The sequence below is a fragment of the Rickettsia endosymbiont of Urophora cardui genome, from assembly GCF_964030725.1.
Lineage (GTDB): Bacteria > Pseudomonadota > Alphaproteobacteria > Rickettsiales > Rickettsiaceae > Rickettsia.
This window is the reverse complement of sequence record NZ_CAXIPY010000007.1, coordinates 457404-483544: the sequence shown is the minus strand read 5'-3', so window position 1 is coordinate 483544 and position 26141 is coordinate 457404. Positions and strand designations below refer to the sequence as shown.

The following is a 26141-nucleotide window of genomic DNA, read 5'->3' as shown; positions in this document are numbered from 1 at the left end:
ATGAAGAAAGATATTACTGCATTATTTTGTTTTGTCGATGATTTTTGTAAAATTAGCGAGCAGTGGATTAATAAATCATTTCTACCATTAATTAATAAAAACCCTACAAGAAAGCCTGAAATAAGCTATTCTGAGCGGCTTTGTTGCATAAATAAAATTTGTAGAGCAAGAGTGGTGATAATCTGGTAAGATGTCCTGAATTAAAAAATAATCCAGATTATATGAGATCTCGGAAGAAAGCCCCTTTTAGTAAATCACGCAAGTATTCTAAATATAAAATAACGAATTGGTCAGAATATAATAATTTTTTACGCAATAGGGGTCGCATAGATTTTATGATTGCCAGTGATTTGGCGATTGGCTGGTATGCTGATTACAGAGAGGAAATGAAACGAGGAAGACCTAGACGCTATAGTGATCACGCTATATTACAGTGTTTGAAGATCAGATGCTTATTCGGTCTTAAGTTACGCCAAACCCAAGGCTTTATAAACTGGCTCTTTGAAATATCGGGTTTATCTATTAGATGTCCAGACTATACAACATTAAGTAAGCGTATGAAGTCATTAGATCTTAGGTATTTACATGGAAATCAAGATAAAGAATTTAGTTGTATTTCAATGGATAGTACAGGGATACAAGCCTACACAGGGAACGAATGGCTAGAAAATAAGCATGGTAAGCAATATAAGCGTCGCATATGGAAAAAGCTACATATCGTTATAGAAGATCAAGGTATGATACTTGCCGATAGTACCACAGAGCATACTATAGATGATAGATCACAGATTGGACTACTAATAGCTAATGTCAGAGCCAAGGATTTTCTGGGAGATCGAGGGTATGACGGTGAATCTACATATCAATTGTTGAGAAAGAAGAAGATAAAACCAGTTATTAGACCCCCAAACTCTTCAGTAAAAGTTCAATCGCTTAGGGATAAAACTGAGAGAGATGCAGCTGTTATATATCAACAAAACAAAGGATACCAAGCATGGAGGGTAAAGAATAATTATGGTAGAAGGGAGCGTGTAGAGAACACGTTCTTTCGATTTAAAACTTCTTTTGGTAGTAAGTTTCTATCAAGACATGATCAAAATATGACAAAAGAAATGTCTATTAAATGCCACTTATTAAACAAAATGTTTGAAATTGGTAAACCTATCTCTGTGCCTGTTGGCTAGGCTAGCATTGCGGGGTTAGGGGCAGTATATTCAAAAGCTTATTTATGCAACAAAGCCATTCTGAGCTGTTAACAATAGTGCTTTTATACCATCAATCACCTTGTAAAAACTTTAAATATTTTTATATGTCCTATCTACAATTATATAAATCAGACTTTGTAACTCTTCCATCATATACTCGTTTTATAGCTCTAAAACCAAGAGTTCTGAGTTATTTAGTTTTATTACTTGAATGGTATATGCAGGCAGCTCAATCTACGGGAGTTTCTTATATTGACGCCACATCTTTAGAGGTTTGTCATCGAAAAAGAATCTCTCGTAATAAAGTCTTTGCCGGTATTGCTGCTTTGGGTAAAACAACAAAAAGTTGGTTTTTGGTCTAAAATTACATTTGGTTATTAACGAAAAAGGTGAGATTCAAGGTCTAAAACTAACGCCTGGTAATGTAGATGATAGAGCGCCGGTTTCGATAATCACCAAACATATCACGGGATTATTGTTTGGCGATAAGGGTTATATCAAACAGGAGCTCTTTGATGATCTATACAGCAAAGGAATCAAGTTAGTAACTGGCATAAAGAAGAAAATGAAGAATAAACTTATGCCATTATTTGAAAAAATATTATTACGCAAACGCTCAATTATCGAAACAGTATTTAGTGTGCTGAAGGGTGCTTTCGAGATCGAACATACAAGACATAGATCAATTTGGAATGCCTTTGTACATATCTTATCTGTAATAGTTGAGATACCGTCTTGAGTGTCAACAACTTTTTCATTATTTTACCTCAATTTTATTTTACAGGGTTTTTATATTTGCACTAAAAGATGTTTTGTTATTAAGAACACCATAAATTATGTGAAGCAACTTACGCATAGCAGCAATCACTATAACCATTTTAGATTTTCCAACATTGCTCAAACGTTGACTAAAATCCTTAATAATCGGATTATGTTTTATAGCAACTATGGCAGGCATATAAAAAGCTTTACGTAAATTAGCATCTCCTGTTTTTGATATTTTTCCTATTCCATGGACAGAAGTGCCTGATTGTTTTGGCTTTGGGTTAAGACCAACAAACGCAGCTAGTTGTTTTGCAGAATTAAAATTTTCTACAACAAGAAAAGCAAGTATCACTCCTATTGTTTTTTCTCCTATACCAGGGATTGAATCAAGAAGTTTACTTTTATCATGTAAGTCTTTGTGTCCTTTAATATGATTAGAGATAAGTTCTTCTACTTCCTTAATTTGCTTATCCAGAAATTCAATATGAATCATAATGTTAATGGCAACTGCTTTACTTGCTCCGCTCAATCTATTATTTTCTTGATTTTTATTAGCAATCAAACTATCCAAGCGTCTTACCCATTGTTGTAATTCTTTAATATGTATAGGGGTTGGTTGCCAAAGATCAGGTTGCATAGCCTTGCAAAAAGAAGCTATCAATTCACAATCAGATTTGTCAGTTTTAACTCTTGAAAGCTTGCTCATTGCAAAGCCCTTGATGCGAGCTGGATTTACGACACTAACTTTAAATGTATTATCATAAAGATATTGAGCTAACCTAACTTCGTAACCACCTGTTGATTCCATACAAGCGTGAGCAGTATCTATTCCCTTTTTTTCTAACCATTGTTTTAGTGTAGCAAAGCCTTTTGCAGTATTATTAAACTTTTTGGTTTTGATTTTATTATCATTTAATAAAGCTACGTCAAATGTTGCTTTAGAAATATCTATACCCAAAATAATGCTACTCATATTTGACCTTCTATGTTAATAATAAGTAGAATACCCAAAGATCAACCTTGTAAATACAGGTTCATTGATTAATTTCAAGACCTAAGAATACCGTCCGATCTTTAATGAGTATGTGAAGACTAATTGTTTGATCTCAACTACAGGGTTACATAGCCCTAAGATTTAATACGGCATATTAGTCTTCTTACTTAAGTGCCCTTAAGTATCTTATAGTTGTTTACTAAAGACAATACTAAGATACAAGATTATATCTTACATTTAGTAAAATAAATTAATTATTAAATGGAGATAAAGAATGAACTTAAATCAAAAAATAATAAAACCAAAATTAGGTTTACTTGAATTAGCTAAGAGCCTTGGTAGTATATCATCAGCATGTAAAGCGATGGGATATAGTAGAGATAGTTATTACAGATTTAAAGAACTGTATGAAACTGGTGGCGAAGAAGCGTTGTATGAAATTAGTCGAAGAAAGCCAATAATAGCGAATAGAGTTGATCCTGCTGTAGAGAAAGCAGTACTAGATATGGCAATAGAATATCCAGCATATGGTCAGCTAAGAGTATCAAATGAGCTTAAAAAGACAGGTGTACTTGTATCACCTGGGGGAGTAAGATCAATTTGGTTACGTAATGATTTAAACAACATCAGTAAAAGACTTAAAGCATTAGAAGCAAAAATGGCTCAAGATGGTGTTGTGCTTACTGAGGCACAATTACAAGTGCTAGAGAAGCGTCGTAATGAAAAAGAAGCTCATGGAGAAATTGAGACACAGCATCCAGGGTATCTAGGATGCCAAGATACATATTATAGCTAACGCGAAAAGGTTTTTACCATAGTTTTTGTATTTACTCACATATTCACCAGATCTAAATACTATTAAACATTGCTGGACTAACTTTAAAAACTGTTTACATAAAATTATTGATCAATGCCTAAGTTTTTCCTAATATGTGGTAGAAACATTTCCGTGTTAGCTATATGTAGGCAACTTTAAGGGTATAGGTAAGGTTTATTCTCAGGTATTTATTGATAGCTACAGCAGAGTAGCTGATGTTAAACTATATACTGATAAAACAGCTTTAACTGCTGCTGATATGCTTAATGACCGAGTGTTACCATGGTATGAGACTCAAGGGATACCAATACTTCGTATTCTGACAGATCGTGGGTCAGAATATAAGGGGAATATAGAGCATCATGCTTTTGAATTATTTCTAAGTATCGAAGGTATAGAGCATACTACTACTAAAGCATATTCTCCTCAAACAAACGGTATGTGTGAGCGTTTTAATAAAACCATGAAACAAGAATTCTTTGATACAGCTATGCGGAAAAAGATTTATACAGCTCTTGATGACCTACAATTAGATCTTGATATCTGGCTAGAGTATTTCAATAATGAAAGACCTCATTCTGGTAAATATTGTTATGGAAAAACTCCTATGCAAACTTTTAAGGATAGTAAGAAATTAGCTGTTGAAAAGAATAATGAAATCTTGTATCTTGAATATGTATCTGACAGTCAAAATTTAACTGACAATCAGGGGCAAAATTTATAGTGTCTGTAAGATCAAATCTTAACTTCTACATCTTATCCGCCCTAATTGCATACTGTATGAAACCTAACAAACCTGCTATATCTCAAAATTAGCTAATCCAGAATTCAGGTTTATATTATTACTTACCCCCATTTCGTCACAATACACAAGTTTATCAGATGCTATTTGATCAATATATTCCACAAATTGTTTTCTAGCTTCTTCATCCCTGCCTTTGTATTTTGGCTCTTTTTTTATATGTCATTTTCATTCTACTGAAGTTTTGACAAAAATTCTAATTTTTCTGACTAAAGTAAAAATTTATATTTAAAGTTAAATATTTAGTGCTTTTATCAGCTTAAAAGCGATATTTCTACAATTTAAAGTAAATTATTTGATATATAATACAAATTATAGATTGATACACTCGCCACTTTTTTTAATAAAAATTTTTTGTCAAAACTTCAGTTAATAAATAAAAAGTCAGTAGAGGAAGTTTTATTTGGAAAGAGTGAGTATAAATCGTTAACCTGAAGTGTTTCTTGACAAACTATAAGCTTTTATATATGCTTCTTTAGGATTTAGCACCCGTAGCTCAATTGGATAGAGTATATGACTACGGATCATAAGGTTAGGGGTTCGACTCCTCTCGGGTGCGCCACTCTTCATTTTTTGCTATTTGTACGAACGTATCAAACGGCGGATGCAAGGTATAATCAAGGTTTTGAGGTTTTAGCAGCAGGTTAGCAAATTTACTTCTTACTTTTATTTGAACACCTAATTATGCTGAATAAGGTATATCTCCTGTAAGCTTATATTCACTATCATCAACAGTATATATATGTATTTGATCAGATGTATTATTACTTAGTTCAATTTCAGGTTCTATAATTACTCTAGCATGCGGTTCTAAAATTATCTCGGATACATTTTCTTTCATACGCTGAGATATTCTAAGCTTATCATTTACTTTAACTTTGACTTTATATTTTATAGGTTCATCATCGCTTGTGTGTTGCATAATAAATTCTTTTAAATAGATGGAAAGTTCTATAATTAATTAAGCCAGATATAATCAATTTTTAATCTCTCAGGGTTTAATTCCCCGAAGCTCTGCTTCGTGATATAGCTAACACGGGAAGGTTTTTACCATTGCTGCCGTTATTGCATCACGAAAATCTTTAAAGTTTTTAATAATTTTTCTCAAGTAATTTTTAAAATTAGCCCAACAGTGTTCAATAGAATTTAAATCTGGAGAATAGACCGGTAGATAAATAAGAGTACAACCCGCTTTTTCTATTAATTCCTTTACCAACGGTGACTTATGAATACTCGCATTATCCATTATTACACATTGTCCAGGTTTTAGTGATGGGCATAATAGCTCACCTACCCACTGATTAAATAATTGCTTATCAATATAACCGGAATGCTCTAACGGAGCAATTAATTCTTTGGTGCCCTTATTATAACCAGCAACTATATTTACTCGCTCAGTAGCAAAACCTGCTTGCTCTGAGTAAGCTCTTGTTCCTCTTTCTGACCATCCGTACAACATGGTTATATTATTACTTACCCCCATTTCGTCACAATACACAAGTTTATCAGATGCTATTTGATCAATATATTCCACAAATTGTTTTCTAGCTTCTTCATCCCTGCCTTTGTATTTTGGCTCTTTTTTTATATGTAATTTTCATTCTATGAAGCGTGTCATAAAATGTGCTCATTGGCAGCTCGGGCGCTACTGCATCTCTTATATCTATAGCTCGGCTATCAGGATTATTTGCTAAAAATTCAATTATATTCTCCTTATTAGTAAACCTAGCATCACGTCCACTTTGCAGATGTTGTCTTGAGCTGTAGTCTCCATTTTCTTTATAACGTCTAATCCAATTTGATATCGTATGACGCTCTATACCTAATAAGTCTGATATTGCTTTTATTCTATATTTAGAGGTTTTGTGAAGACTGATTACCCTATCTCTTAAATCCTGACTGTATGCTTTCATCTCTACCGTAGTTAAAATCATTATCTTACATTATTCTAAGGAATAATTCTAGTCGCGTTAGCTATATCATAAGAAACAACTAAAACTTTTTTAGATACCTCGTAGCTCTGCTGCGAGGAGCATCATTTAAAAATTTTTTGTCAAAACTTCAGAATTATGCAAACTCTTGAAAAATATTGTTCCGTCGACATCAAGACATAATCAGGAGTTTCGCACTTAGCAAAGTTGCGAATCAGTTAAAAGCCATCTGATATAGCTAACACGGAAATGTTTCTACCACATATTAGGAAAAACTTAGGCATTGATCAATAATTTTATGTAAACAGTTTTTAAAGTTAGTCCAGCAATGTTTAATAGGATTTAGATCTGGTGAATATGTGAGTAAATACAAAAACTATGGTAAAAACCTTTTCGCGTTAGCTATATTGTTTTGAATTGATGTTTTTATAACTTCCCAAGTTTGTTGATATAAAGTAATGTTTTCATTTATCCTCCTTTTATTCATATCAAGCCAGGCAAATACTGCAAGGCAAATATGATTTCTTTGAGCTCGGCCCGTGCGTGCCTGACAGCGTTCAATACCACAAGTTTGTTTTAATTCTCGATGATAAACCTCTATAGACCAACGTGCCTTAACAATTTTCTCTATTTGCTCACGTGTGGGATTTTCCAAGTTCGTTGTTATGTAATCAATGCGACCATTCTTTGCCACAAACTTAAATACCGTAACCCAACCGTATCCACGTAGGTGAATTTTTAGCCCCTCATCGGGTATCTCTAAACTTTCCAAGCTAACATTATGATTAACTTTTCTATTTTTCCTTAGGGTGGTAACCCATAGCCAGCCTAAATTACGTATATGTTTTAAATTCTCCAACCCGCTATACCAAGCATCCATGACTATGGCATCAGGATTGAGACCTCTTTCTTTAGCTAAAGTAAGCATATCACAAAAATGCTCATTCTTTGTTTTACCATCAGTGTCTTTATCATATATTCTATAATCTACGGGAGTAGATTGAGCAATTTTAGTATTGTAATGTAGTAAGTTTACCATTCCCATACCAGGTATAACATCATGTACAGCTCCAGAATATTGATAACGTACAAGCTCAATCTTCTGACTGTATGGCTTTGATAATAAGGTGTCATCCCCCACTAATAAACACGGTGCTTCCCAATCTATATATTTTGACACTTCCTTATAGATTTCGCTAGGACGAAAATCCTTACTCTTTAACCATCGACTTGCACTATCGTGAGATAGATCTACTGGACTCACTTCAGATAATGCCTTGCTAGTATATCTGACACTACTTGCTTGTAAAAATGATTTATATAAGTCCTTGCTACATTTTGTTCTTGTCATTTTTATCTAAAACTATTTTTCTCTAGATTAACATACTTTTTGCTAAGTGCGAAACTCCTGTAATAGTTTTTTTGCTTCATAAATGGAATTGTAAAAGTTAATATATATTGTTCTTTAAATTGAATTCATGAGTTTTACAAGAAGTTTATTCCAATTTTTGCTATTTTAGTATATAATGCAGAAAACTATTGTAAACTTGTGAGAATTTTTAAAGATGACATCTATTCGTAATATAGCAATTATTGCCCACGTTGATCATGGGAAAACCACGCTTGTTGACAACATGCTTAAACAAAGCGGAACTTTTAGAGCTAACCAACAAGTAGCCGAACGTGCTATGGACTCTAACGACCTTGAGCGTGAACGTGGGATTACCATACTTGCCAAATGTACTGCCCTTATGTGGGGTGATGTACGTATCAATATAGTAGACACACCAGGACACGCTGACTTTGGCGGTGAAGTAGAACGCATACTTAGCATGGTTGACGGCGTTGTGCTACTTGTTGATGCATCAGAAGGACCAATGCCACAAACAAAATTTGTGCTTTCTAAAGCCTTAAAGCTTGGTTTAAAACCTATCGTTGTTATCAATAAGATCGATAGAGACGATCAAAGAATAAACAAAGTTATTGATGAAGTATATGAGCTATTTGTAGCGTTAGAAGCAAATGATGATCAGCTTAATTTCATAGATAAAATAGTTTATGCTTCAGGTAGAGCAGGCAGAGCTTCCTTAAATTTTGATGAAACGATAAATCCTTTAGATAATTTAGCAGATGACCTAGCCCCTTTATTTGACCTGATAGTAAAGCATGTACACGCTCCTATAGCTGATGCTAAAGCACCATTTTCTATGCTTGTTACTACTAGAGAATTCAATCCTTTTTTCGGTAGAATTTTAACTGGCAGAGTACAAAGCGGTAGCGTTAGGGTTAACCAAAATATTAAAGTACTAAACCGTGAAAATAAAGTACTTGAAAATGGGCGAATCACTAAAATATTAGCCTTTAGAGGACTCGAGAGAATTGCTATAGATGAGGCTACCGCCGGTGATATTATTGCCATTGCTGGTGCTGAAAATGCTAACGTTGCCGATACGATATGTGCACCTGAAGTAACTAAAGCACTGCCATCGCTACCGATTGATCCACCAACTCTATCTATGACCTTTAGCGTTAATGACTCACCACTTGCAGGCAAAGAGGGTACGAAAGTTACATCAAGCTTAATCGGCAGCAGATTGATGCGTGAGCTTGAGAGTAATGTAGCCCTTAAAGTAACCGAAGCACCTGGATCAAACGCTTTCCAAGTTGCAGGACGTGGAGAGTTACAACTTGGTATCTTAATCGAGACTATGCGTCGTGAGGGCTTTGAATTATCAATCAGTAGACCAGAAGTATTATTCCAAACAGGCGAAAACGGCAATAAACAAGAACCTATGGAAGAAATCCAAGTTGACGTTGACGATGATTATGTTGGCGTGGTCGTAAGCTCCTTATCGCTTAGAAAATGCGAAATGACCGATATGAGACCATCAGGTGGCGGCAAAAGCCGTGTTACATTTATAGGTCCATCAAGAGGTTTGATCGGTTATCATAGTCAGTTTTTAACCGAAACTCGTGGTACTGGTATTATGAACCGTATTTTCCATGGTTATGCTGATTATAAAGGCACCATCGCAGGGAGGACTAAGGGCGCACTTATCTCTAACGGCGATGGTGACGCTGTTGCTTACGCTCTATGGAATCTGGAAGATAGGGGAAAAATGTTTATCAATCCAGGCGATAAAGTATATAGAGGGATGATTATCGGTGAACATAGCCGTGATAACGATTTAGAAGTAAATCCGCTTAAGGCTAAACAGCTAAGCAACATTAGAGCATCCGGTAAAGATGAGGCTATTAAATTAACCCCGCCAATGCTTTTAACTTTAGAGCAAGCAATCAGCTATATACAAGATGATGAGCGAGTTGAGGTAACCCCAAAATCTATCCGCTTACGTAAAGCTCTACTCGACCCTAACGACCGTAAAAGAGCTGGGAAATAGGAATTATTGTTGCATAAATGGCTCTGTTTCATCAATTGTGTAAATTTCGTGAGCCATTAAATCCTACCATCAAATTTGATCATAAAATGAGCCATAGCTTCATTCCAATTGGGGATAGGCATAGACCATTTTTTGGTAATATAATCAATTGTCAGATATAAAACCTTAAATAGTCTATCCGCCAAAAACACTTCAAATCCTGATCATTTGTAATGGGATAGAGTTTTGACAACAAATTGCTAAGATTTTCAATAAAAATTAATAAGTTATGTTAATTTTTACTGATACATTTCTGTGTTGGTCTAATTTTGATATGGAGCTATTGTTAACGATTTTTTATCGTTCATCTAGTTTTTGCATGATGATATTTTTGATTTATGTGGAGTTAGACACGATTTGTAAATGATTTGCAATGCATCGTAAATTCAAACCAATAGCAGAGATTATTGGATTGATAATATCTCCTATCATACCTTTCAAGAAGTTTCTACCCATCCGACCATATTGCTTTAAGTGACCTATTATTGGTTCTATGGCACTGCGTCTCTTGATCATAGACTTGTCCTCTTGTAACAACTTCTTCCGCGTTTTTGGGGTATATACCTTACTCTTCTCCTTTACATTGCTACCACTATACCCAAGATCAACAAATGATTTCTTTATCTTGATTCCAGTGACACTCTCTACTGCTTCAAAGCTCTGATGCAATGTATGACCATCATAAGGATTATTATGAAACGATTTTGCGGATAAAACAAAATTTCTACGACCACTTACTACTACCGCTACTTTATTGCCAAACTCATATGGCTTGTTGCGTTTTCCCTTTCCTATACACTCTACTTCAGGGGCATGAAAACTATATAATACTTTGTTATCTTCTTTATATTGCTTTTTAGCTTCTCTTTTTAAAACAGATTGGTTATGTATTTGTTTTATTTTTTGCAATACTTCTTGATTTTTGAGAGACAAGTTTAATTGCTTATTTTTGATCTCACGCTCACATACTCTAATCAAACGACCCAGTAATATTTTTAAATGCTTCATTATTTTCCAACGCTTCTTGGCTTTACTATGTTCTTTATATTTCCATAGCTTTACTATATCGCGTTTATAGGTTCTAGCGTATGTTTCATTCAAATGTATACCCAAACTGTTGCAAAGCTTTACTATGCTAAGCCTAGCTTTATCCATTAAATAAACATCGTGTGGGTGTTTGATATTCTTAATTTGTACAGTCGTATCAGCGATGATTAATTCCAAATCTTTTTTTTTAATTGTGTTAGTTTTTATCCCAACCCTGATCAACTCCGATAATATCTCATTATATCCAGCTTCACCTAATACACTACGAAACCGTCGTATACTAGTTTCCGAGATAGCTATGTCTTTTTCTATATATTCCCACCCGCAGAAATACTGCCAATACATATTCTCTTTTAGCTCTTCCTCTGATAATGAATCTGAAAAATTATACATTGCTTGTAGCATCGTTAGGAAAGTTCTATAATTAATTAAGCCAGATATAATCAATTTTTAATCTCTCAGGGTTTAATTCCCCGAAGCTCTGCTTCGTGATATCATAAGAAACAACTAAAACTTTTTTAGATACCTCGTAGCTCTGCTGCGAGGAGCATCATTTAAATATAGATATATCATGGCTCATTTAACGATAGATGAAAGATTTAAAATATACGAAATGAATAAGAGTGGTTATAGCTCGCGATATATAGGGACAAAGATTGGCCGTGATAAAAGCACTATATGTTATGAACTCAAGAGAATGAGGCATAATTATAGACCAGATAGGGCTAACACACTTGCTTGCAGTTTAAGGCAAGGTAAGAGAAAAAGAAAATTAGATATTGATAATAATTTACGAGCAGAAATAATAAAGCAGTTAACACAGGGTATTTCACCAGATATAATTTCAGGTAGACGTAAACTATCACGAGATACTGTCAATATTTCTACAGAGAGTATATACCAGTTTATTTATACATCTCCTATAGCACAAAGGCAAAAATTATATTTATCTTTAGCAAGAAAAAGGAAAAATAGGTTGCATCATGGTACAAGAATCAGAAACAAAAGAATTACAATACCAAATCGAGTTTCCATTACTGAAAGACCAGAGATAAATAGAAAGATAGCAGCAATAGGTCATTTAGAAGGTGATTTAACTTTTAACAAAGGTAATCAAAGTCGTAATATAGGCGCTCTTGTGGATATCAGAACACAAAAAGTGTTTCTCACTTTAAACCGTTCAAAAAGAACACAAGATGTGATTGGTAACATGAATAAAAAACTTAAACAATTGTCGCATATAATCAAAAGCATAACGTTAGATAATGGCAAAGAATTTACCAATCATGAACAACTATTGCCAAAATCTGAACGAAAAGTATATTTTTGCAATCCTTATTCTCCATGGCAAAAACCATTGATAGAGAAGATTAACTCAATGGTGCACAGAGTATACTCTAAATCTTTAGATATAAAAAAATTAACAATAAAGCAATTACAAGAAATTGAGGATTTTTTAAATAATTTACCAAGAAAAGTGCTCGGTTATAAAACACCCAATGAGGTATGGGAAGAAAATATAAATCTGGCTTAATTAATACTGGAATTTACCATTTAGTTTTTGCAAAATGGAATACTATTTTTAAAGATGAAATGACTACGTCAGCAGTTATTGACAGATTGGTTCACCATTCTTCAATTCTTGAACTCAATACTGAAAGTTATAGAATCGCTACAGCTAAAGGCAAAAAATTAACTATAAAATCGGAGGATAATAATGTAACACTTTAGACAATATTTTTTACTCAAAAATGGGTAATTTTAATATTCGTCATGGGTAATTCTAATGTTCGTTCATCATATATTGCCCATCTTGGTAAAAGAGTTAAAAAATATAATATGAGTTTATGCACTCTTGAAATAAATTTGTCAGCTATAAAAGCTAATTATCGTTTGTTGAAAAATATTTGTGAAAACTCGGTAGATTTTTTGCATAACGTAGCTAATAAAGAGGAATTTGCAGGAAACACTTCACCTCGCACCGCAGCGTACACTTTAGTACGTGAGGATGCGAGTCTAGGCTCGACGCCCAAATTACCTTTAGGAGTAAGTTATGCAAAAAATCTATTAGTAGGGGCGGCAGTTAAAGCCAACTCTTATGGACTCGGTGCAATAGAAATTTCTAAAACCTTGCTAGAAGAAAATTGCCGATATTTCTTTGTTGCTTCAAGTAATGAGGGCATTAGTTTGCGTAAAGCTATAGGTGATGAAGTAAATATTCTTATTCTTAACGGCGTATTTGAACATGATGCTTTAGAACTTATAGAATATAATTTAATACCTGTTTTAAATAATTTAAACCAAATTAAGATTTGGCAAAAATTTAGTAATCTAAAAAATCAATTACTACCTTGCTACCTGCATTTTAATACTGGCATTAATCGCCTTGGGCTAAACCATAATGAGATAGAGCAGATAATTAATAATCGTGATTTGTTAAAAGGGTTGAATGTGGAATATATCATAAGCCACTTATCAGCTTCTGAGGATAGCGATAACCCTTATAATTTAGAACAACTCAACAAATTTAAAGCTTATTTAGAATATTTCCCAAATGCTAAAGCAAGTCTTGCTAACTCCGGCGGTATATTTTTAGGGAAAGATTATCATTTTAATTTAGTAAGACCTGGTGCTGCTTTATATGGTTTAAATCCTTTAGGCAGTAACAAACCCAATCCGATGCAAAACCCTGTAACCTTAAAAGCACCTATAATTCACTTACAACATTTGACATATGGGAGTCGTATCGGCTATAATATGACTTTTACAACCAAACGTGATAGCTTAATTGCAACTCTGCCTTTTGGCTATGCTGATGGGTTTAGTCGTAATTTTAGTAATCAAGGTACCGTATTTATTAATAGTCGCAGCGTCCCAATAATAGGACGAATATCAATGGATTTAGTCAATATTGATGTTACCGATCTACCACCCTCAGATATTTTTCTAGGACAAGAAGTAGAAATTATTGGAAATAATTGCACTCCTGATAAAATCGCAGATATTATAGGTACTATAGGATATGAGATATTAACTAGCCTTGGTAATAGATATAAGAGAATTTATACTTGATAATGTTATAACCTTATTGTCATCTAATTGCTTGTCCGATGTTGTTGCATGGCTTCAATGTCATTCCCGCGGAGGCGGGAATCCAGAAAAAAAAGCATAAATACAACGAGTTTTTAAAAATGATGCTCCTCGCAGCAGAGCTACGAGGTATCTAAAAAAGTTTTAGTTGTTTCTTATGATATCACGAAGCAGAGCTTCGGGGAATTAAACCCTGAGAGATTAAAAGCGTAGGTTATCTCACTTTATGCTGGATTCCCGCCTTCGCATGAATGACATATAGGACATTTTCCGAGCCATGCAACAATGCCTGCTTGTCCTCGAGATGACAGCTAAGATAACCTTAATAATTTAAAATATAAAAAGAATAATACAGATGTTATTAAATATAGCTAATTCTATTGGTAAACGTACCATAAGACTAGCACAAAGTATCGGCAAATTTTCTATATTTAGCTTAGCTGCCATTACTAGCATTATAAGACCACCTTTATATTTTAATTTAATTATTAAACAATTATTATTTATCGGCTTTTATTCTTTGCCTGTTGTCGCCATGACTACCTTTTTCTCAGGTGCAGTATTGGCATTACAGAGTTATACAGGATTTTCTCGCTTTTCTGCCGAAAGTTCTATCGCAACTGTAGTGGTGCTATCCTTAACTAGGGAACTAGGACCAGTGCTTGCGGGGTTAATGGTAGCAGGAAGAGTAGGAGCATCAATTGCAGCGGAAATAGGTACTATGAGAGTTACCGAACAAGTAGATGCTTTATATACCTTATCTACTGATTCTATTAAATATCTCGTTTTTCCAAGAGTAATTGCAGCTATTATTACTATGCCTTGTCTAGTTCTAATCGGCGATGTAATGGGGGTTATGGGAGGTCACTTAGTTGGCGTGTATAAGCTTGACTTCAACAGTAGCACTTATTTAACTAGCACTTTTCAATATTTAGAGCCAATAGATGTAATATCTGGTCTTGTTAAAGCTGGCGTTTTTGGCTTTATTATTTCTATAATAAGCTGCTATAGTGGTTATTATTCAGGTAAAGGAGCTAAAGGTGTTGGACGAGCTACTACTTCTGCGGTAGTAAATTCTTCCATTTTAATCCTAATTAGTAACTATTTAATAACCGAATTATTTTTTAAAGTATAAAAAAGATATGAGTGTAGAAGAAATAAAAATTAAAATTCGGTCATTATATAAATCTTTCAATAGTCATAAAGTATTAGATGGAATAGATTTAGATGTAAAAAAAGGTAGTTCTTTAGTTATTTTAGGCGGTTCAGGTAGCGGTAAGTCGGTCCTAATTAAAAATATAGTAGGGTTAATTAAACCTGATCAAGGTCAAATCTTTATTGATGGTGCAGAAATTCAAAATATCTCAAGCAAAAAAAGATTTGAGATTATGAAAGATATCGGATTTTTATTCCAAGGCGGAGCTCTTTTTGATTCTTTAAATGTACGTGATAATATTACTTTTGATACTAACAAATTATCTAAAAAAGAGAAGAACGATCTTGCTGGAGCGAAACTTGACTCAGTAGGTTTATCCCCTAGAATCCTTGACCTATATCCATCAGAATTATCAGGAGGTATGCAAAAAAGAGTAGCACTTGCACGCGCAATTTGTAGCACTCCATCAATTTTATTTCTTGATGAGCCAACAACTGGGCTTGATCCTATAATGGCGAATGTTATTAATGAGCTGATTATAAAAATTCAAGAGGAGTTAGGTGCAACTACAATCACTATAACTCACGATATGATCAGTGCTGAAAAAATAGCTAAAGAAATAGCTATGATTTATCAAGGAAAAATTAAGTGGTATGGTAGCAAAGATGAAATGCGTAATAGTAATAATCCTTACTTAAAGCAGTTTATAAACGGCTTAACTACTGGTCCTATTGAGGTATAATATGTTTAAAAATTTATTATTTATAATAACGATTTTAAGTATAAGTTTTAATGTTGATGCCATAAATAATAGAGCTTATACGACATCAGATATAGTAAAAATAGCGATCGTTCTCGGAATTGTTGCTTTAATTTTTAGCCCTGCAAAATTTCGTATTATAGTTATTGGTACGGCTCTAGGTCTAACTCTTGCATATTATACCTATAAATATATAGTACCTATCTTTATTTTTTCATTAAACGGTCCTTGAAAAATAAGACGAATTTAATCTATTTTATACCCAACTAACGCTTGTTTAAAAACTTCTATATCTATGCCAATCGTTGGTATCAACTGAAGTTTTGACAAAAATTCTAATTTTTCTGACTAAAGTAAAAATTTATATTTAAAGTTAAATATTTGGGGCTTTTATCAGCTTAAAAGCGATATTTCTACAATTTAAAGTAAATTATTTGATATATAGCTTAATGCGATAAGGTAGTGACTTATAGTATGAGTTGGATTATACTAAATGAAAAACTTATGGCAAAGGCATATTCATACGATTTAAGAATACGAGTAATAAAAAGTTTAACAGATGGTAAAACAATAAAAGAGACTGCAGAGATATACTCTATTAACGCTAATTTAGGATAAGGGATAGATAGAAAGCTTATAGATAAAGGGTTTAAAGGAGATTAATGTTGAGTTATGATAGATTTTTTTAATAAAAGATCAGTAACTCAACATGAAAAGATGTATCATAACTGTATATTATTTAGTAGATAATTTTTGTAAAATATATGATGAACGAACATTAGAATTACCCATGACGAATATTAAAATTACCCATTTTTGAGTAAAAAATATTGTCTAAAGTGTTACATTATTATCCTCCGATGTAATAGTTGAGATACCGTCTTGAGTGTCAACAACTTTTTCATTATTTTACCTCAATTTTATTTTACAGGGTTTTTATATTTGCACTAAAAGATGTTTTGTTATTAAGAACACCATAAATTATGTGAAGCAACTTACGCATAGCAGCAATCACTATAACCATTTTAGATTTTCCAACATTGCTCAAACGTTGACTAAAATCCTTAATAATCGGATTATGTTTTATAGCAACTATGGCAGGCATATAAAAAGCTTTACGTAAATTAGCATCTCCTGTTTTTGATATTTTTCCTATTCCATGGACAGAAGTGCCTGATTGTTTTGGCTTTGGGTTAAGACCAACAAACGCAGCTAGTTGTTTTGCAGAATTAAAATTTTCTACAACAAGAAAAGCAAGTATCACTCCTATTGTTTTTTCTCCTATACCAGGGATTGAATCAAGAAGTTTACTTTTATCATGTAAGTCTTTGTGTCCTTTAATATGATTAGAGATAAGTTCTTCTACTTCCTTAATTTGCTTATCCAGAAATTCAATATGAATCATAATGTTAATGGCAACTGCTTTACTTGCTCCGCTCAATCTATTATTTTCTTGATTTTTATTAGCAATCAAACTATCCAAGCGTCTTACCCATTGTTGTAATTCTTTAATATGTATAGGGGTTGGTTGCCAAAGATCAGGTTGCATAGCCTTGCAAAAAGAAGCTATCAATTCACAATCAGATTTGTCAGTTTTAACTCTTGAAAGCTTGCTCATTGCAAAGCCCTTGATGCGAGCTGGATTTACGACACTAACTTTAAATGTATTATCATAAAGATATTGAGCTAACCTAACTTCGTAACCACCTGTTGATTCCATACAAGCGTGAGCAGTATCTATTCCCTTTTTTTCTAACCATTGTTTTAGTGCAGCAAAGCCTTTTGCAGTATTATTAAACTTTTTGGTTTTGATTTTATTATCATTTAATAAAGCTACGTCAAATGTTGCTTTAGAAATATCTATACCCAAAATAATGCTACTCATATTTGACCTTCTATGTTAATAATAAGTAGAATACCCAAAGATCAACCTTGTAAATACAGGTTCATTGATTAATTTCAAGACCTAAGAATACCGTCCGATCTTTAATGAGTATGTGAAGACTAATTGTTTGATCTCAACTACAGGGTTACATAGCCCTAAGATTTAATACGGCATATTAGTCTTCTTACTTAAGTGCCCTTAAGTATCTTATAGTTGTTTACTAAAGACAATACTAAGATACAAGATTATATCTTACATTTAGTAAAATAAATTAATTATTAAATGGAGATAAAGAATGAACTTAAATCAAAAAATAATAAAACCAAAATTAGGTTTACTTGAATTAGCTAAGAGCCTTGGTAGTATATCATCAGCATGTAAAGCGATGGGATATAGTAGAGATAGTTATTACAGATTTAAAGAACTGTATGAAACTGGTGGCGAAGAAGCGTTGTATGAAATTAGTCGAAGAAAGCCAATAATAGCGAATAGAGTTGATCCTGCTGTAGAGAAAGCAGTACTAGATATGGCAATAGAATATCCAGCATATGGTCAGCTAAGAGTATCAAATGAGCTTAAAAAAACTGGTGTACTTGTATCACCTGGGGGAGTAAGATCAATTTGGTTACGTAATGATTTAAACAACATCAGTAAAAGACTTAAAGCATTAGAAGCAAAAATGGCTCAAGATGGTATTGTGCTTACTGAGGCACAATTACAAGTGCTAGAGAAGCGTCGTAATGAAAAAGAAGCTCATGGAGAAATTGAGACACAGCATCCAGGGTATCTAGGATGCCAAGATACATATTATGTAGGCAACTTTAAGGGTATAGGTAAGGTTTATTCTCAGGTATTTATTGATAGCTACAGCAGAGTAGCTGATGTTAAACTATATACTGATAAAACAGCTTTAACTGCTGCTGATATGCTTAATGACCGAGTGTTACCATGGTATGAGACTCAAGGGATACCAATACTTCGTATTCTTACAGATCGTGGGTCAGAATATAAGGGGAATATAGAGCATCATGCTTTTGAATTATTTCTAAGTATCGAAGGTATAGAGCATACTACTACTAAAGCATATTCTCCTCAAACAAACGGTATGTGTGAGCGTTTTAATAAAACAATGAAACAAGAATTCTTTGATACAGCTATGCGGAAAAAGATTTATACAAATCTTGATGACCTACAATTAGATCTTGATATCTGGCTAGAGTATTTCAATAATGAAAGACCTCATTCTGGTAAATATTGTTATGGTAAAACTCCTATGCAAACTTTTAAGGATAGTAAGAAATTAGCTGTTGAAAAGAATAATGAAATCTTGTATCTTGAATATGTATCTGACAGTCAAAATTTAACTGACAATCAGGTACGAAATTTATAGTGTCTGTAAGATCAAATCTTGACTTCTACACCTCCGATTTTATAGTTAATTTTTTGCCTTTAGCTGTAGCGATTCTATAACTTTCAGTATTGAGTTCAAGAATTGAAGAATGGTGAACCAATCTGTCAATAACTGCTGACGTAGTCATTTCATCTTTAAAAATAGTATTCCATTTTGCAAAAACTAAATTGCTAGTAATTAATACACTACGCATTTCATAACGTTCAGCTAATAAGGTAAATAAAACATCAGTTTCTTCACGATTATATGGTACATATGATATATCATCAATTATCAATATTTCAAAATAATCGAATTTTTTAATAATTTGCTTAAGTTTTAAACTAAGCTTTGCTTCTAGTAATTGTTGAACCAAATTAGCTGCTGTTGTATATAATACACGTCTACCAGCAAGACACCACTCACGTGCTAAACCTATACTAAGATGACTTTTGCCAGTGCCAGGATTACCAAAAATAAGTATATTTTCATAGCGATCCATAAATTCTCCTTGTGCAAGATATTGGATCTTAGTTGGCGATAATCCTGGGATACGCTTAATATCAAAGTTGCTTAATAACTTATCTCGAGAGAGTTTTGCTTGCTTCAGCAATCTGGCAATACGTTGTTGTTGTCTATGTTCTAACTCACGTATGGCTAACTCCTGTAGATAATCTATATATGTTTTCTTTTCTTGCTCAAAGCTTTCTGCAACTGATTTATAGCACGATGCAAAAGTAGGTAAGCAAAGGTTCTTGAGTAAATTATTTAGCGGTTGCGGAGTTATTATCTGTTTACTCATGCAACCTCCATTGTTTTAAAGCAATGTAATTGATCATATTCAGACAGTATTGGTTGATTAATTTTTACTGAACAAACAGTTTGAGTCTGGCTATTTAGTAAATCTGTAATATGATCAATTATTGGCTCAATCTTCTTTTCTAATAGCACTTCTAATGCAGTAACTACATTCAATTCTCCATACATTTTTGCTAATTGTAATATTTTAAGATATATTTTATGCCCTTTATATGGATATATAGAGATAAGCTGGTCATATACCTGACGAAATATAGCACGTGGGAATAAAGCTTCATAATATTGATATTGAACAAATGCTCCAGGTTTACGTACTAAACTGAGTCTTTTGCAATGATTGTGTAAATTTTTGTTGAGCCATATTAGAAGTAATTAAAAATATAGGTAACAGAAATGCAAATAGAGAAGAATAAAAAAATAAATGAAGCAATAGATTTGCTGATAGAAGGTGGAGTAGATTTAAAAACAGTACTAAGTCAGAATGGATTAATTAAGGAATTAACCAAGGGTATTTTAGAGCGAGCACTGCATGCTGAGATGTCAGAACATTTAGGTTATAGCAAGTATGATAGAGCTGAAACTGAGAATGCGAGGAATGGTAGTTTTAGTAAGAATCTGATTAGTGAGAATGGTACTATAGAGATAAATGTTCCAAGAGGAGTCTTTTGCAATGATTGTGTAAATTTTTGTTGAGCCTATATTAGAAGTAATTAAAAATATAGGTAACAGAAATGCAAATAGAGAAGAATAAAAAAATAAATGAAGCAATAGATTTGCTGATAGAAGGCGGAGTAGATTTAAAAACAGTACTAAGTCAGAATGGATTAATTAAGGAATTAACCAAGGGTATTTTAGAGCGAGCACTGCATGCTGAGATGTCAGAACATTTAGGTTATAGCAAGTATGATAGAGCTGAAACTGAGAATGCGAGGAATGGTAGTTTTAGTAAGAATCTGATTAGTGAGAATGGTACTATAGAGATAAATGTTCCAAGAGACAGACAAGGTAAATTTGAACCTATAATAGTCTCAAAGAAACAAACAAGAATAGATGGCTTAGACCAAAAGATAATATCCTTATATGCGAAGGGTATGAGTGTGTCTGATAATGATGCTCCTCGCAGCAGAGCTACGAGGTATCTAAAAAAGTTTTAGTTGTTTCTTATGATATCACGAAGCAGAGCTTCGGGGAATTAAACCCTGAGAGATTAAAACACAATTGCAAGAATTATATGGAGCTGAGATCAGTGAGAGCCTAATCAGCAGGATTACAGATGAAGTAATAGATGAGGTCAAGATTTGGCAGAGTAGACCTCTTGAATCAGTATACCCTATAGTATATTTTGACTGTTTAGTAGTGAAAGTAAGACAAGATAAACTTATTATTAATAAATCAGTATATGTAGCTTTAGGAATAGATTTATCTGGCAGAAAGGATATTTTAGGCTTATGGATAAGTGAGAATGAAGGAGCTAAATTTTGGCTTGGTAATTTTACTGAAATGAAGAATCGAGGAGTAAAAGATATCTTAATTGCTTGTAGTGATAATCTAACTGGTATGTCTGATGCTATTGCATCAGTATATCCGAAAACTGAACATCAAATTTGTATTGTCCATCAGATCAGGAATAGCCTCAAATATGTATCATATAAAGATAGAAAGCAATTAGCAGCGGATTTGAAACTAATCTATACTTCTGCTACTGAAAAAGAAGCAGAATTAGCTCTTGAGTCATTTGATCAAAAATGGAGTAAGCAATATCCGCATATAGCTAAATCTTGGTATAATAATTGGGATAATTTGATAATTTTCTTGCAATATCCAAAGGAGATTCGTAAGATTATTTACACTACAAATGCGATAGAATCGCTGAATAGCCAATTGAGAAAAGTTACTAAGAATAAACGCATCTTTCCAAATGATGACGCAGTATTTAGTCTATCCGCCAAAAACACTTCAAATCCTGATCATTTGTAATGGGATAGAGTTTTGACAACAAATTGCTAAGATTTTCAATAAAAATTAATAAGTTATGTTAATTTTTACTGATACATTTCTGTGTTGGTCTAATTTTGATATGGAGCTATTGTTAACGATTTTTTATCGTTCATCTAGTTTTTGCATGATGATATTTTTGATTTATGTGGAGTTAGACACGATTTGTAAATGATTTGCAATGCATCGTAAATTCAAACCAATAGCAGAGATTATTGGATTGATAATATCTCCTATCATACCTTTCAAGAAGTTTCTACCCATCCGACCATATTGCTTTAAGTGACCTATTATTGGTTCTATGGCACTGCGTCTCTTGATCATAGACTTGTCCTCTTGTAACAACTTCTTCCGCGTTTTTGGGGTATATACCTTACTCTTCTCCTTTACATTGCTACCACTATACCCAAGATCAACAAATGATTTCTTTATCTTGATTCCAGTGACACTCTCTACTGCTTCAAAGCTCTGATGCAATGTATGACCATCATAAGGATTATTATGAAACGATTTTGCGGATAAAACAAAATTTCTACGACCACTTACTACTACCGCTACTTTATTGCCAAACTCATATGGCTTGTTGCGTTTTCCCTTTCCTATACACTCTACTTCAGGGGCATGAAAACTATATAATACTTTGTTATCTTCTTTATATTGCTTTTTAGCTTCTCTTTTTAAAACAGATTGGTTATGTATTTGTTTTATTTTTTGCAATACTTCTTGATTTTTGAGAGACAAGTTTAATTGCTTATTTTTGATCTCACGCTCACATACTCTAATCAAACGACCCAGTAATATTTTTAAATGCTTCATTATTTTCCAACGCTTCTTGGCTTTACTATGTTCTTTATATTTCCATAGCTTTACTATATCGCGTTTATAGGTTCTAGCGTATGTTTCATTCAAATGTATACCCAAACTGTTGCAAAGCTTTACTATGCTAAGCCTAGCTTTATCCATTAAATAAACATCGTGTGGGTGTTTGATATTCTTAATTTGTACAGTCGTATCAGCGATGATTAATTCCAAATCTTTTTTTTTAATTGTGTTAGTTTTTATCCCAACCCTGATCAACTCCGATAATATCTCATTATATCCAGCTTCACCTAATACACTACGAAACCGTCGTATACTAGTTTCCGAGATAGCTATGTCTTTTTCTATATATTCCCACCCGCAGAAATACTGCCAATACATATTCTCTTTTAGCTCTTCCTCTGATAATGAATCTGAAAAATTATACATTGCTTGTAGCATCGTTATGCCAAGCATCACTCTATGACATTTTCTATTTCTACCAAATTTCTTAATACAAACATTTTTTGATAACCACTCTTCGAGCCTAGACCAATTTATTAATTCTCTTAATTTATATAGCTTATTATTTGGGTTTAATTCTTCTTTTAATTTATAACCAAACAGTTTCCCTTGTTCTTGCGATTTGATAATGTTGTCTATTGGCATTGACTGAAATCCATAAGGTTTATGACCATATTTTATCATTTTCTTACGGATTGTTGTATTACTTCTTGTCTTAAAACCATATTATCTATAAGGCTTGTAGAGTTTTGGCGGACGGACTATATAGCTAACGCGAAAAGGTTTTTACCATAGTTTTTGTATTTACTCACATATTCACCAGATCTAAATCCTATTAAACATTGCTGGACTAACTTTAAAAACTGTTTACATAAAATTATTGATCAATGCCTAAGTTTTTCCTAATCTGTGGTAGAAACATTTCCGTGTTAGCTATACTGATGCAATAGCATCAGACATACCAGTTAGATTATCACTACAAGCAATTAAGATATCTTTTACTCCTCGATTCTTCATTTCAGTAAAATTACCAAGCCAAAATTTAGCTCCTTCATTCTCACATATCCATAAGCCTAAAATATCCTTTCTGCCAGATAAATCTATTCCTAAAGCTACATATACTGATTTATTAATAATAAGTTTCTCTTGTCTTACTTTCACTACAAAACTTACGCTATGTTATAGGAAATATGCTAAAAACCCTTACTACAAAGCTATGTTTTTATAGCGGATTACTTTATAACATCCCTTAATTCATAGGCATTACATCAAACATAGCGTAAGTTTTGACTACTAAACAGTCAAAATATACTATAGGGTATACTGATTCAAGAGGTCTACTCTGCCAAATCTTGACCTCATCTATTACTTCATCTGTAATCCTGCTGATTAGGCTCTCACTGATCTCAGCTCCATATAATTCTTGCAATTGTGTTTTAATATCAGACACACTCATACCCTTCGCATATAAGGATATTATCTTTTGGTCTAAGCCATCTATTCTTGTTTGTTTCTTTGAGACTATTATAGGTTCAAATTTACCTTGTCTGTCTCTTGGAACATTTAGCTCTATAGTACCATTCTCACTAATCAGATTCTTACTAAAACTACCATTCCTCGCATTCTCAGTTTCAGCTCTATCATACTTGCTATAACCTAAATGTTCTGACATCTCAGCATGCAGTGCTCGCGCTAAAATACCCTTGGTTAATTCCTTAATTAATCCATTCTGACTTAGTACTGTTTTTAAATCTACTCCGCCTTCTATCAGCAAATCTATTGCTTCATTTATTTTTTTATTCTTCTCTATTTGCATTTCTGTTACCTATATTTTTAATTTACTTCTAATATAGGCTCAACAAAAATTTACACAATCATTGCAAAAGACTCAATAAAACTAAATAACTCAGAACTCTTGGTTTTAGAGCTATAAAACGAGTATATGATGGAAGAGTTACAAAGTCTGATTTATATAATTGTAGATAGGACATATAAAAATATTTAAAGTTTTTACAAGGTGATTGATGGGAAAGTTCTATAATTAATTAAGCCAGATATAATCAATTTTTAATCTCTCAGGGTTTAATTCCCCGAAGCTCTGCTTCGTGATATCATAAGCAGGAGTTTCGCACTTAGCAAATAATATGCTAATCTAGAGAAAAATAGTTTTAGATAAAAATGACAAGATCAAAATGTAGCAAAGATTTATATAAATCATTCTTACAAGCAAGTAGTGTAAGATATACTAGCAAAGCATTATCTGAAGTAAGTCCATTAGATCTATCGCACGATAGTGCAAGTCGATGGTTAAAGAGTAAGGATTTTCGCCCTAGCGAAATCTATAGCAAAGTGTCAAAATATATTGATCTGGAAGATCCTTGTTTATTAGTAGGAGATGACACCTTATTGTCAAAGCAATACAGTAAGAGGATCGAGCTTGTAAATTATCAATATTCTGGGGCTGTACATGATGTTATACCTGGTATAGGAATGGTAAACTTACTGCATTACAATACTCAAATTGATCAATCTACTCCTGTAGATTATAGAATATATGATAAAGAAACTGATGGTAAAACAAAGAACGAGCATTTTTGTGATATGCTTACTTTAGCTAAAGAAAGAGGTATCAAGCCTGATGCTATAGTTATGGATGCTTGGTATAGTGGTTTGGATAATTTAAAACATATACGTAATTTAGGTTGGATATGGGTTACCAACCTAAGAAAAAATAGAAAAGTTAATCGTAATGTTAGCTTGGAAACTTTAGAGATTCCCGATGAAGGGCTAAAAATTCACCTACGTGGATACGGTTGGGTTACGGTATTTAAGTTTGTGGCAAAAAATGGTCGCATTGATTACATAACAACTAATTTAGAGAATCCTACACGTGAGCAAATAGAGAAAATTGTTAAGGCGCGTTGGTCTATAGAAGTTTATCATCGAGAATTGAAACAAACTTGTGGTATTGAATGCTGTCAGGCACGCACGGGTCGAGCTCAAAGAAATCATATTTGCCTTGCTGTATTGGCCTGGCTTGATATGAACAAAAGGAGGATAAATGAAAACATTACTTTATATCAACAAACTTGGGAAGTTATAAAAACATCAATTCAGAACAACATTAAATGGCTTCTAACTAATACACAATTTTGCTAAGTGCGAAACTCCTGATAAGAAACAACTAAAACTTTTTTAGATACCTCTTAGCTCTGCTGCGAGG

General features: G+C 33.2%; 21 protein-coding genes, 1 tRNA gene and 10 pseudogenes. 18 read left to right on the top strand and 14 right to left on the bottom strand.

Annotated elements, in window-relative coordinates:
• From AAHI98_RS18890 to AAHI98_RS16555, 3 genes and pseudogenes are all read left to right on the top strand, one after another.
• Positions 1–150: pseudogene (locus AAHI98_RS18890) on the top strand (IS982 family transposase); the annotation flags it as partial.
• Positions 151–221: 71 nt separating this feature from the next.
• A complete protein-coding gene (locus AAHI98_RS16560; protein WP_342224734.1) occupies positions 222–1184 on the top strand; it encodes an IS5 family transposase in 963 nt (320 codons plus the stop codon).
• 53 nt (positions 1185–1237) lie between these two features.
• Positions 1238–1944, top strand: a pseudogene (locus AAHI98_RS16555) (IS982 family transposase); the annotation flags it as partial.
• 39 nt (positions 1945–1983) lie between these two features.
• Here AAHI98_RS16555 and AAHI98_RS16550 read toward each other — a convergent pair.
• Positions 1984–2943, bottom strand: a complete 960-nt coding sequence (locus tag AAHI98_RS16550) for a transposase (RefSeq protein ID WP_342226511.1) — start codon at positions 2941–2943, stop codon at positions 1984–1986.
• 295 nt (positions 2944–3238) lie between these two features.
• On the opposite strand from AAHI98_RS16550, the pseudogene AAHI98_RS16545 reads away from it, so the two are divergent.
• The 3 genes and pseudogenes from AAHI98_RS16545 to AAHI98_RS16535 all read left to right on the top strand — a co-directional run.
• Positions 3239–3751 (top strand): annotated as a pseudogene (locus AAHI98_RS16545) (helix-turn-helix domain-containing protein); the annotation flags it as partial.
• 172 nt (positions 3752–3923) lie between these two features.
• Positions 3924–4505 (top strand): annotated as a pseudogene (locus AAHI98_RS16540) (integrase core domain-containing protein); the annotation flags it as partial.
• 563 nt (positions 4506–5068) lie between these two features.
• Positions 5069–5145 (top strand) — tRNA-Arg (locus tag AAHI98_RS16535).
• A 120-nt stretch (positions 5146–5265) separates the two neighbouring features.
• Here the strand turns inward: AAHI98_RS16535 and AAHI98_RS16530 are convergent.
• From AAHI98_RS16530 to AAHI98_RS16515, 4 genes are all read right to left on the bottom strand, one after another.
• The gene (locus tag AAHI98_RS16530; protein WP_342226510.1) at positions 5266–5505 is read right to left on the bottom strand and encodes a hypothetical protein; all 240 of its coding nucleotides are present in this window, start codon (positions 5503–5505) and stop codon (positions 5266–5268) included.
• A 108-nt stretch (positions 5506–5613) separates the two neighbouring features.
• A complete protein-coding gene (locus AAHI98_RS16525; protein WP_342224695.1) occupies positions 5614–6117 on the bottom strand; it encodes an IS630 family transposase in 504 nt (167 codons plus the stop codon).
• 19 nt (positions 6118–6136) lie between these two features.
• Positions 6137–6517 (bottom strand): IS630 transposase-related protein, encoded by a 381-nt coding sequence (locus AAHI98_RS16520; protein ID WP_342224696.1) that lies wholly within the window; start codon positions 6515–6517, stop codon positions 6137–6139.
• Positions 6518–6890: 373 nt separating this feature from the next.
• Complete coding sequence (locus AAHI98_RS16515) at positions 6891–7865, bottom strand: IS701 family transposase (RefSeq protein WP_342226509.1); 975 nt, start codon at positions 7863–7865, stop codon at positions 6891–6893.
• Positions 7866–8079: 214 nt separating this feature from the next.
• Between AAHI98_RS16515 and typA the strand changes: the two genes are divergently transcribed.
• Complete coding sequence (typA, locus tag AAHI98_RS16510; RefSeq protein ID WP_342226508.1) at positions 8080–9915, top strand: translational GTPase TypA; 1836 nt, start codon at positions 8080–8082, stop codon at positions 9913–9915.
• A 56-nt stretch (positions 9916–9971) separates the two neighbouring features.
• On the opposite strand, the gene AAHI98_RS16505 is transcribed toward typA, so the two are convergent.
• The gene (locus tag AAHI98_RS16505) at positions 9972–10100 is read right to left on the bottom strand and encodes a hypothetical protein (protein ID WP_342225304.1); all 129 of its coding nucleotides are present in this window, start codon (positions 10098–10100) and stop codon (positions 9972–9974) included.
• Between the two features lie 190 nt (positions 10101–10290).
• Positions 10291–11448, bottom strand: a complete 1158-nt coding sequence (locus AAHI98_RS16500; protein WP_342226507.1) for an IS5 family transposase — start codon at positions 11446–11448, stop codon at positions 10291–10293.
• Positions 11449–11572: 124 nt separating this feature from the next.
• On the opposite strand from AAHI98_RS16500, the gene AAHI98_RS16495 reads away from it, so the two are divergent.
• The 7 genes and pseudogenes from AAHI98_RS16495 to AAHI98_RS18885 form a co-directional block, all read left to right on the top strand.
• A complete protein-coding gene (locus AAHI98_RS16495; protein ID WP_342224646.1) occupies positions 11573–12535 on the top strand; it encodes an IS30 family transposase in 963 nt (320 codons plus the stop codon).
• Entirely contained in the window at positions 12508–12732 is a 225-nt protein-coding gene (locus AAHI98_RS16490) for an ATP-binding protein (RefSeq protein ID WP_342226506.1), read from the top strand. The genes AAHI98_RS16495 and AAHI98_RS16490 overlap by 28 nt, the downstream gene beginning before the upstream one ends.
• 108 nt (positions 12733–12840) lie before the next feature.
• Positions 12841–14073: an alanine racemase gene (locus AAHI98_RS16485; protein ID WP_342226684.1), complete on the top strand. Its 1233-nt coding sequence runs from the start codon at positions 12841–12843 to the stop codon at positions 14071–14073.
• A 373-nt stretch (positions 14074–14446) separates the two neighbouring features.
• Positions 14447–15226 carry an MlaE family ABC transporter permease gene (locus AAHI98_RS16480; protein ID WP_342226505.1) on the top strand — a complete coding sequence of 260 codons (780 nt, stop codon included), beginning with the start codon at positions 14447–14449 and terminating at the stop codon, positions 15224–15226.
• A gap of 7 nt (positions 15227–15233) precedes the next feature.
• The gene (locus AAHI98_RS16475; RefSeq protein ID WP_341788520.1) at positions 15234–15989 is read left to right on the top strand and encodes an ABC transporter ATP-binding protein; all 756 of its coding nucleotides are present in this window, start codon (positions 15234–15236) and stop codon (positions 15987–15989) included.
• A 1-nt stretch (position 15990) separates the two neighbouring features.
• Positions 15991–16239, top strand: coding sequence for a DUF5510 family protein (locus tag AAHI98_RS16470; protein WP_342226504.1), 249 nt, complete (start codon positions 15991–15993; stop codon positions 16237–16239).
• Between the two features lie 477 nt (positions 16240–16716).
• Positions 16717–16806, top strand: a pseudogene (locus tag AAHI98_RS18885) (IS982 family transposase); the annotation flags it as partial.
• 126 nt (positions 16807–16932) lie between these two features.
• Here AAHI98_RS18885 and AAHI98_RS16465 read toward each other — a convergent pair.
• Positions 16933–17892 carry a transposase gene (locus tag AAHI98_RS16465; protein ID WP_342224639.1) on the bottom strand — a complete coding sequence of 320 codons (960 nt, stop codon included), beginning with the start codon at positions 17890–17892 and terminating at the stop codon, positions 16933–16935.
• A gap of 295 nt (positions 17893–18187) precedes the next feature.
• On the opposite strand from AAHI98_RS16465, the gene AAHI98_RS16460 reads away from it, so the two are divergent.
• Positions 18188–19282 (top strand): IS481 family transposase, encoded by a 1095-nt coding sequence (locus AAHI98_RS16460; RefSeq protein WP_342225236.1) that lies wholly within the window; start codon positions 18188–18190, stop codon positions 19280–19282.
• A 25-nt stretch (positions 19283–19307) separates the two neighbouring features.
• On the opposite strand, the gene istB is transcribed toward AAHI98_RS16460, so the two are convergent.
• A complete protein-coding gene (istB, locus tag AAHI98_RS16455) occupies positions 19308–20084 on the bottom strand; it encodes an IS21-like element helper ATPase IstB (RefSeq protein WP_342226503.1) in 777 nt (258 codons plus the stop codon).
• A complete protein-coding gene (locus AAHI98_RS16450) occupies positions 20081–20257 on the bottom strand; it encodes a hypothetical protein (protein ID WP_342224661.1) in 177 nt (58 codons plus the stop codon). The genes istB and AAHI98_RS16450 overlap by 4 nt, the downstream gene beginning before the upstream one ends.
• A gap of 243 nt (positions 20258–20500) precedes the next feature.
• On the opposite strand from AAHI98_RS16450, the pseudogene AAHI98_RS16445 reads away from it, so the two are divergent.
• A pseudogene (locus AAHI98_RS16445) lies at positions 20501–20758 on the top strand (transposase); the annotation flags it as partial.
• A gap of 74 nt (positions 20759–20832) precedes the next feature.
• A pseudogene (locus tag AAHI98_RS18880) lies at positions 20833–22078 on the top strand (IS256 family transposase).
• Between the two features lie 162 nt (positions 22079–22240).
• Here the strand turns inward: AAHI98_RS18880 and AAHI98_RS16430 are convergent.
• The 4 genes and pseudogenes from AAHI98_RS16430 to AAHI98_RS16415 all read right to left on the bottom strand — a co-directional run.
• Positions 22241–23602, bottom strand: coding sequence for an IS5 family transposase (locus AAHI98_RS16430; RefSeq protein ID WP_342224717.1), 1362 nt, complete (start codon positions 23600–23602; stop codon positions 22241–22243).
• Positions 23603–23854: 252 nt separating this feature from the next.
• Positions 23855–24082: pseudogene (locus AAHI98_RS16425) on the bottom strand (transposase); the annotation flags it as partial.
• A gap of 130 nt (positions 24083–24212) precedes the next feature.
• A pseudogene (locus AAHI98_RS16420) lies at positions 24213–24728 on the bottom strand (transposase); the annotation flags it as partial.
• A gap of 79 nt (positions 24729–24807) precedes the next feature.
• Positions 24808–24960: pseudogene (locus AAHI98_RS16415) on the bottom strand (IS982 family transposase); the annotation flags it as partial.
• A gap of 136 nt (positions 24961–25096) precedes the next feature.
• Between AAHI98_RS16415 and AAHI98_RS16410 the strand changes: the two are divergent.
• Positions 25097–26077, top strand: coding sequence for an IS701 family transposase (locus AAHI98_RS16410; RefSeq protein ID WP_342224656.1), 981 nt, complete (start codon positions 25097–25099; stop codon positions 26075–26077).
• Positions 26078–26141 lie beyond the last annotated feature (64 nt).

Excerpts from the sequence above, each read along its gene's own strand:
- AAHI98_RS16560 (WP_342224734.1), top strand. The coding sequence starts at position 222 with ATGAGATCTCGGAAGAAAGCCCCTTTTAGTAAATCACGCAAGTATTCT.
- AAHI98_RS16550 (WP_342226511.1), bottom strand. The coding sequence starts at position 2,943 with ATGAGTAGCATTATTTTGGGTATAGATATTTCTAAAGCAACATTTGAC.
- AAHI98_RS16530 (WP_342226510.1), bottom strand. The coding sequence starts at position 5,505 with ATGCAACACACAAGCGATGATGAACCTATAAAATATAAAGTCAAAGTT.
- AAHI98_RS16520 (WP_342224696.1), bottom strand. The coding sequence starts at position 6,517 with ATGATTTTAACTACGGTAGAGATGAAAGCATACAGTCAGGATTTAAGA.
- AAHI98_RS16515 (WP_342226509.1), bottom strand. The coding sequence starts at position 7,865 with ATGACAAGAACAAAATGTAGCAAGGACTTATATAAATCATTTTTACAA.
- typA (WP_342226508.1), top strand. The coding sequence starts at position 8,080 with ATGACATCTATTCGTAATATAGCAATTATTGCCCACGTTGATCATGGG.
- AAHI98_RS16495 (WP_342224646.1), top strand. The coding sequence starts at position 11,573 with ATGGCTCATTTAACGATAGATGAAAGATTTAAAATATACGAAATGAAT.
- AAHI98_RS16490 (WP_342226506.1), top strand. The coding sequence starts at position 12,508 with ATGGGAAGAAAATATAAATCTGGCTTAATTAATACTGGAATTTACCAT.
- AAHI98_RS16485 (WP_342226684.1), top strand. The coding sequence starts at position 12,841 with ATGAGTTTATGCACTCTTGAAATAAATTTGTCAGCTATAAAAGCTAAT.
- AAHI98_RS16480 (WP_342226505.1), top strand. The coding sequence starts at position 14,447 with ATGTTATTAAATATAGCTAATTCTATTGGTAAACGTACCATAAGACTA.
- AAHI98_RS16475 (WP_341788520.1), top strand. The coding sequence starts at position 15,234 with ATGAGTGTAGAAGAAATAAAAATTAAAATTCGGTCATTATATAAATCT.
- AAHI98_RS16470 (WP_342226504.1), top strand. The coding sequence starts at position 15,991 with ATGTTTAAAAATTTATTATTTATAATAACGATTTTAAGTATAAGTTTT.
- AAHI98_RS16465 (WP_342224639.1), bottom strand. The coding sequence starts at position 17,892 with ATGAGTAGCATTATTTTGGGTATAGATATTTCTAAAGCAACATTTGAC.
- AAHI98_RS16460 (WP_342225236.1), top strand. The coding sequence starts at position 18,188 with ATGAACTTAAATCAAAAAATAATAAAACCAAAATTAGGTTTACTTGAA.
- istB (WP_342226503.1), bottom strand. The coding sequence starts at position 20,084 with ATGAGTAAACAGATAATAACTCCGCAACCGCTAAATAATTTACTCAAG.
- AAHI98_RS16430 (WP_342224717.1), bottom strand. The coding sequence starts at position 23,602 with ATGATAAAATATGGTCATAAACCTTATGGATTTCAGTCAATGCCAATA.
- AAHI98_RS16410 (WP_342224656.1), top strand. The coding sequence starts at position 25,097 with ATGACAAGATCAAAATGTAGCAAAGATTTATATAAATCATTCTTACAA.